At 69.5% G+C, this 6271-nt stretch carries 10 protein-coding genes; 2 read left to right on the plus strand and 8 right to left on the minus strand.

Annotated elements, in window-relative coordinates; all coding sequences use genetic code 11:
- A partial coding sequence (locus H0X00_RS14880) for a 6-phosphofructokinase (RefSeq protein ID WP_293772425.1) occupies positions 1-177 on the minus strand: 177 nt, incomplete at its 3' end.
- Positions 178-318: 141 nt separating this feature from the next.
- On the opposite strand from H0X00_RS14880, the gene H0X00_RS14885 reads away from it, so the two are divergent.
- Positions 319-552 (plus strand): hypothetical protein, encoded by a 234-nt coding sequence (locus H0X00_RS14885; RefSeq protein ID WP_293772410.1) that lies wholly within the window; start codon positions 319-321, stop codon positions 550-552.
- Here the strand turns inward: H0X00_RS14885 and H0X00_RS14890 are convergent.
- The 5 genes from H0X00_RS14890 to gap all read right to left on the minus strand — a co-directional run bounded on the left by H0X00_RS14890 (position 549) and on the right by gap (position 4318).
- Positions 549-899 carry an RNA polymerase-binding protein RbpA gene (locus H0X00_RS14890; protein ID WP_293772412.1) on the minus strand — a complete coding sequence of 117 codons (351 nt, stop codon included), beginning with the start codon at positions 897-899 and terminating at the stop codon, positions 549-551. The genes H0X00_RS14885 and H0X00_RS14890 overlap by 4 nt on opposite strands.
- An 80-nt stretch (positions 900-979) precedes the next feature.
- Positions 980-1210, minus strand: coding sequence for a preprotein translocase subunit SecG (gene secG, locus H0X00_RS14895; RefSeq protein WP_293772414.1), 231 nt, complete (start codon positions 1208-1210; stop codon positions 980-982).
- A gap of 98 nt (positions 1211-1308) precedes the next feature.
- Positions 1309-2115, minus strand: a complete 807-nt coding sequence (tpiA, locus tag H0X00_RS14900; RefSeq protein WP_293772415.1) for a triose-phosphate isomerase — start codon at positions 2113-2115, stop codon at positions 1309-1311.
- The gene (gene pgk / locus H0X00_RS14905) at positions 2116-3306 is read right to left on the minus strand and encodes a phosphoglycerate kinase (RefSeq protein ID WP_293772417.1); all 1191 of its coding nucleotides are present in this window, start codon (positions 3304-3306) and stop codon (positions 2116-2118) included.
- Between the two features lie 7 nt (positions 3307-3313).
- Positions 3314-4318 carry a type I glyceraldehyde-3-phosphate dehydrogenase gene (gap, locus tag H0X00_RS14910; protein ID WP_293772418.1) on the minus strand — a complete coding sequence of 335 codons (1005 nt, stop codon included), beginning with the start codon at positions 4316-4318 and terminating at the stop codon, positions 3314-3316.
- Positions 4319-4479: 161 nt separating this feature from the next.
- On the opposite strand from gap, the gene H0X00_RS14915 reads away from it, so the two are divergent.
- On the plus strand, positions 4480-5550 hold the full coding sequence (locus tag H0X00_RS14915) for a hypothetical protein (RefSeq protein WP_293772420.1): 1071 nt from the start codon (positions 4480-4482) through the stop codon (positions 5548-5550).
- Positions 5551-5559: 9 nt separating this feature from the next.
- On the opposite strand, the gene H0X00_RS14920 is transcribed toward H0X00_RS14915, so the two are convergent.
- Together H0X00_RS14920 and whiA are read right to left on the minus strand one after the other, a co-directional pair.
- Positions 5560-5904 (minus strand): hypothetical protein, encoded by a 345-nt coding sequence (locus H0X00_RS14920; RefSeq protein WP_293772422.1) that lies wholly within the window; start codon positions 5902-5904, stop codon positions 5560-5562.
- Between the two features lie 76 nt (positions 5905-5980).
- Positions 5981-6271, minus strand: a 291-nt coding sequence (gene whiA, locus H0X00_RS14925; RefSeq protein ID WP_293772424.1) for a DNA-binding protein WhiA, incomplete at its 5' end; no start/stop codon positions are given.

The raw sequence follows: 6271 nt of genomic DNA on the forward strand, positions 1-6271 counted from the left end.
GCCGCGCACCTCGGGGACGCCGAGGGTCTGGGTCCGGTTCTCCAGCGGACCGCGCCAACCGTCGCGGAAGCCGACGAAGGAGTGGCCGTACTGCTGCACGCCCTTGCGAACGACCGCGCGGATCACCGCGTTGAGCCCCGGGCAGTCGCCCCCGCCGGTCAAGACACCGATGCGCATCTGTCGCCTCCTCGCCAGATCGCGACCCAACCTATCCCGCGGCCGTCACCGGGCGGTAAGGCCCAGAACCCGTCTCACGGGAGCTCCGGCGACGAAGCTAGCTGCAGAGCGCGGAAACCCCGCGACGAATCGGAGCTCGTCATGATGGACATGTCGTCCCAGACCGTCGGCGGCGCGCTGGTCTTCCTCGCCGGGACAGCCGCCCTCGCGGTCCTCTTCGTGATGTGGACACTTGGCAGCCGCACCGTGCCCAAGCCCCGCCCGCACCTGATCGGCCGGAAGGCGAGCGCCTACTGGCACAGCCCGACGGGCCTGCAGGACGAGCGCGGAATCAGTGCGCTCCCACACCGACCGGCGCGGGTGCCGAAGGACTAGTAGGGACGACCCGTGGCGCGGAGCTTGTCGAGCGCCTCGGCGAGGATCGCCTCGCCGTCGGCCTCGGTGCGGCGCTCACGCACGTACGCGAGGTGGGTCTTGTAGGGCTCGTTGCGCGGCGGCGAGGGCGGGGCCTCGCGGTCCTGGCCGGCGGGGTAACCGCAGCGGGGGCAGTCCCAGAAGTCAGGCGCGGTGACGCTGCCGTCCTCGGCGAAGCTGGGTCGGGTCTCGTGCCCGTTGGCGCACCAGTAGGAGATCCAGAACCGGGGAGCGGAATCGCCACGCTCCGCCTCGCCCATGGGGCCGGCCCCGACACGACTGCCCCTGATCGCGTTGCCACTTGCCACGAGATGTCTCCTGAGTTCGTTGTTCGAGCGGTCGCCCGGCGGGGTCGGTGACCGCAGTCATGCCCGCGCAGTGGAGCGATTTATTCCTTGAGCAGCAGGAGCAGGCCGATGCAGCTGGCGCTCCAGACGATCATCACGATGTAGGTGATCCGGTCGAGGTTGCGTTCCGCGATCGAGGAACCGCCGAGTGAGGAGGAGACGCCGCCGCCGAACAGGTCGGACAGACCGCCGCCCTTGCCCTTGTGGAGCAGCACGAGCAGGACGATCAGCATGCTGGTCATCAGCAGCAGGATCTGGAACGCGGTCTCCACGTCGGTCCACTTCTCTCGTGCGGTTCCCTGGCGGGCGGTCGGTGCGGCGTCATCCTAACCCGGCTGCCGGCCGGGGGCGCCGACGCTGTCCGGAGGAGTTATCCCCGGTGGAAGCGCACGATCTTCGTGAATTCTTCCGCCTGCAGGCTGGCGCCACCCACCAGAGCACCGTCCACGTCCGGCTGGGCCATGATCCCGACGACGTTGTCGCCCTTCACCGAACCGCCGTAGAGCACCCGCACACCGTCCGCGAGCTCCTTGGAGTACAACTCGGCCAGCCGCGACCGGATCGCCCCGCAGACCTCCTGCGCGTCGTCCGGGGTGGCGACCTCGCCGGTGCCGATCGCCCAGACCGGCTCGTAGGCGATCACGATGTTCTCCGCGTCCCTCGCCGGAACACCGTCCAGCCCACCGTCGAGCTGCGCGAGGGTGTGGCTGACGTGTCCACCGGACTGACGGACCTCGAGCCCTTCACCGACGCACATGATCGGACGCAGGCCATGCTTGAACGCGGCCTTCACCTTCGCGTTGACCACGGCTTCGTCCTCGCGGTGGTACTGCCGGCGCTCCGAGTGCCCGACGACGACGTAGGTGCAGCCGAGCTTGGCCAGCATCACCCCGGAGATGTCCCCGGTGTAGGCGCCGGAGTCGTTCGGCGACAGGTCCTGCGCCCCGTAGCTGAAGCGCATCTTGTCCGCGTCCACCAACGTCTGCACCGAACGAATGTCGGTGAACGGCGGGATGAGCGCGACCTCGACCTTGTCGAAGTCCGGGTCGTCGAGGGAGAACGCCAGTTTCTGGGTGAGCGCGATGGCCTCGAGGTGGTTGAGGTTCATCTTCCAGTTGCCCGCCATCAAGGGCGTGCGACCTTCTGGATCGCCCTGCTTCTTGGACGCGGCTGCCATTCAGTCCTCCAGTGCTTGCAGACCGGGCAGGGTCTTGCCCTCGAGGTACTCAAGGCTCGCCCCACCACCGGTGGAGATGTGTCCGAAGGCGCTCTCGGCGAAGCCGAGGGTACGCACGGCCGCGGCGGAGTCCCCGCCGCCGACCACCGAGAAGCCCTTGCCGTCGGTGAGCGCGCGGGCGACCGCGCGGGTGCCGGCGGCGAACGGGGCCATCTCGAAGACGCCCATCGGGCCGTTCCAGAAGATCGTCGCGCACTCGCTCAGCGCGGCCGCGAACGCGGCGCCGCTGGCCGGACCGATGTCCAGGCCCATCCAGCCGGCCGGAATCGCGTCGGCGGGCACCACCCGCACGTCGGCGTCGCCGGCGAAGCGGTCGGCGACGACGATGTCGGTGGGCAGGATCAACTCGACCCCGCGCTTCTCGGCCTCGGCGAGGTAGCCCATGACGGTGTCGATCTGGTCGCTCTCCAGCAACGAGGTCCCGACCTCGTGGCCCTGCGCAGCGAGGAAGGTGTAGACCATCCCGCCGCCGACCAGGATCTTGTCCGCGACCCCGAGCAGGCGGTCGATGACCGCGAGCTTGTCCGAGACCTTGGACCCGCCCAGGACGACCGCGTACGGCCGCTGCGGGTCCTCGGTGAGCCGGCGCAGCACCTCGACCTCGGTGCGGACCAGGTCGCCGGCGGCGTGCGGTAGCAGTCGGGCGACGTCGTAGACGCTCGCGTGCTTGCGGTGCACCGCACCGAACGCGTCGCCGACATAGGCGTCGGCCAGCGCGGCCAACTGCTCGGCGAAGGCACCGCGTTCGGCGTCGTCCTTGGAGGTCTCCGCGGCCGCGAAGCGGACGTTCTCCAGCAGCGTGACCCCGCCGTCGGGCAGGGCGGCCACCGTCGCTTCGGCCTGTTGGCCGACCACCTCGGGACTGAACATCACCTGGTGGCCCAGCAGTTCCTGCAACCGGTGCGCCACCGGGGCCAGCGAGTACGTCGGGTCGGGCGCGCCCTTGGGCCGGCCCAGGTGCGCGCAGACGACGACGCGAGCACCGGCCGCGGCCAGGTGCTGGATCACCGGCAGGCTGGCCCGGATCCGGCCGTCATCGGTGATGGTGGCGCCGTCGAGGGGAACGTTGAGGTCGGAGCGGACCAGAACCCGCTTACCCGACAGGTCCCCGAGATCGTCGATGCTCTGCACGGCAGGACTACAGGGACTTGCCGACCAACGTGATCAGGTCCGCGAGGCGGTTGGAGTAGCCCCACTCGTTGTCGTACCAGCCGACGACCTTCACCTGGTTGCCCTGGGCCATGGTCAGCAGCGAGTCGAACGTGCAGGACGCCGGTGAGGTGACGATGTCGGAGGACACGATCGGGTCCTCGGTGTACTCCAGGAAGCCCTTGAGCTCGCCCTCGGCAGCCGCCTGGAACGCGGCGTTGACCTCGGCCTTGGTGGTCTCGCGGGACAGCGTCAGGACCAGGTCGGTGACCGAACCGGTGGGGACCGGTACGCGCATCGCGATGCCGTCGAGCTTGCCCTTGAGCTCCGGGAGCACCAGCGCGGTGGCTCTCGCGGCGCCGGTCGAGGTCGGGATGATGTTGGTCGCGGCGCCCCGCGCCCGGCGCAGGTCCTTGTGCGGGAAGTCCAGGATCACCTGGTCGTTGGTGTAGGCGTGGATCGTGGTCATCAGGCCCTTCTCGATGCCGAAGTTCTCCAGGAGAACCTTGGCCATCGGCGCCACGCAGTTCGTGGTGCAGGACGCGTTGCTGATGATGTGATGCGCGCCCGGGTCGTAGGACGTGTGGTTCACGCCCATCACGATCGTGATGTCCTCGTCGTTGGCCGGCGCGGAGATGATGACCTTCTTGGCGCCCGCGGCGAGGTGCTTGCCGGCGTCGGCGGCCTTGGTGAAGTGGCCGGTCGACTCCAGGACGACGTCGGCGCCCAGGCTCTGCCACGGCAGGTTGGCGGGGTCACGCTCGGAGGTGACCGCGAAGCTCTTGCCGCCGACGGTGATCTCGGTGTCGCTGGCCTTCACGTCCAGCCCGAGGCGACCGAGGATGCTGTCGTACTTGAGCAGGTGCGCGAGGGTCGCGTTGTCGGTGAGGTCGTTGACGCCGACGATGTCGATGTCGGCCCCGCCGGCCAGCACCGCGCGGTAGAAGTTACGGCCGATGCGCCCGAAACCATTGATGCCGACACGGACGGTCACGGGCGTCTCCTCTGCACGGATTCAGGTGGCGAAGCCGAACCTACCCGGCGCGTCTGGCCTGGTGGGAAGTACCCGGCTACTCCCGTGTAACCCCACGGCCACCTCGGGAAATCCCCTCAATCCGGGTGAATCGGTTGACCGGATCGGGGGGTGAGCCGATCGTGGAACTCATCAGGACCTCGCTCTGGTTCCGCGCCGCCGCGCTGGTCGCCACCGTGACGGTCGTTGTGGCGGCCGCCACGGTCTCCGGATCGGCCACCGCCGGCGCCCCCGCGGCGCCCACGGCCGCGGAGGTGAATGCCGGCGAGACGGTCTCGGTGGTCCGCCTCGGACCGTTCGTGCTGCCGTCGGCCCCGACCGGCGAGATGCAGGTGAACCGGCCCCTGCCGAACGTGCCGAAGCCCTGCGAGGACTGCTACATCACCGCGATCGAGCCGCGGTTGGTCACCGCCGACGGCAAGCGCGCCGACATGAGCACGGGCGTGATGATGCACCACTTCGTCGTCGCCGAGACCGCCGCCACCGACCCCACCTGCGGGCGCAACGGCATCGGGGCGATGGGCCGGCGCCTGTTCGCCTCCGGCGACGAGCGCACCCCGATCCGACTCCCCGACGGGTTCGGCTTCCGGGTCCGGCCCGGACCGTGGGCCGGCCTGATCGAGCTGATGAACCACTCCGAGACCCCCCAGGTGGTCTTCTTCGAGACCGTGGTGCACCACGTCCCGGCTTCCACGCCCGGCATGAAGGCGGTCACCCCGGTCTGGCTGGACGTCAACAACTGCATGACCTCGGAATACGCGGTCCCGACCGGGAAGTCCGCCACCGCGTGGTCCTGGAGGTCGTCCCTGACCGGCCGGGTGGTCGCCGCCGGCGGCCACGTGCACGCCGGCGGCATGGGTATGACGCTGGACAACGTGACCACCAAGGCGCGGATCTGCTCCTCACGCGCGGGCTACGGGTCCGGGGCGCTCGACGGCCTGGTCACGTCGATGTCGACCTGCAGCTGGGATTCCCTCGGGGCGCTGCGGGCCGGCGACAAGCTGACCCTGACGAGCATGTACGACGCCCCGAAGGCGATGGGCGACGTCATGGGCATCATGCTGATCGCCGTTTACGAGACCGACGAGGTCGACGGCGGCACGACGGCCCCCGCCTGGATGGGGCGGAACCCCCAGACCCATGTCCCCGGCGGGGCCGGTCACGACCACGGCGGCGGCGGCCCCGGCCACTGAGCTGCTGCGTCAGCCCCGGGGCGTAATGCGCTCCACCATTGCGGTGATGGTCGCCATTCCCTGTCCCACCATGGCGAAGCCCGTCCGAACCTCGGACTCCAACCCGACGACCTTGGCGTCCAACCCACTTACCGCGGATTCCAACGACTCGAGTCGCGTCTCGACCCGGGTAAGTCTGACCCCCTGCTCGACCTGGGTCTCGCGCAGGGCGTTCAGCAGTGAGGTGTTGGCCCGCACGCCAGCAGCCAGTGAGCCGACCTCTTCGTAGGCTGCGGCGGCCAACTGGCGCGAAGCCAACGATTCGTGTTCGACAGCCCGCAAACGAGCCCAGATCTCGTGCTCCCCCGATGTCATGTGCCGATGTTAGGCACGAACAAGGGCACCGGCCAGAGCCCGCAACTACCTGTGGATAAGTGGTTTCGGACGTGACCTACGGGACGAGCATGTCCGGGGTGAGGTTGGCCTCGGTGCCGGGGATGCCCAGGTCCGAGGCCTTCTTGTCGGCCATGGCGAGCAGGCGGCGGATGCGGCCGGCGATGGCGTCCTTGGTCAGCGCCGGCTCGGAGAGCGCGCCGAGCTCCTCCAGGCTGGCCTGCTTGTGCTCGACGCGGAGCTGGCCGGCCGAGGCGAGGTGCTCGGGGACGTCGTCGCCGAGGATCTCCAGGGCGCGGGCGACCCGGGCACCGGCGGCGACCGCGGCGCGGGCCGAGCGGCGCAGGTT

The organism is Sporichthya sp. (assembly GCF_013815995.1).
Lineage (GTDB): Bacteria > Actinomycetota > Actinomycetes > Sporichthyales > Sporichthyaceae > Sporichthya.

Bases quoted from the DNA above. Each gene is read 5' to 3' on its own strand.
- H0X00_RS14885 (WP_293772410.1), top strand. From the start codon at position 319: ATGATGGACATGTCGTCCCAGACCGTCGGCGGCGCGCTGGTCTTCCTC.
- tpiA (WP_293772415.1), bottom strand. From the start codon at position 2,115: ATGGCAGCCGCGTCCAAGAAGCAGGGCGATCCAGAAGGTCGCACGCCC.
- H0X00_RS14920 (WP_293772422.1), bottom strand. From the start codon at position 5,904: ATGACATCGGGGGAGCACGAGATCTGGGCTCGTTTGCGGGCTGTCGAA.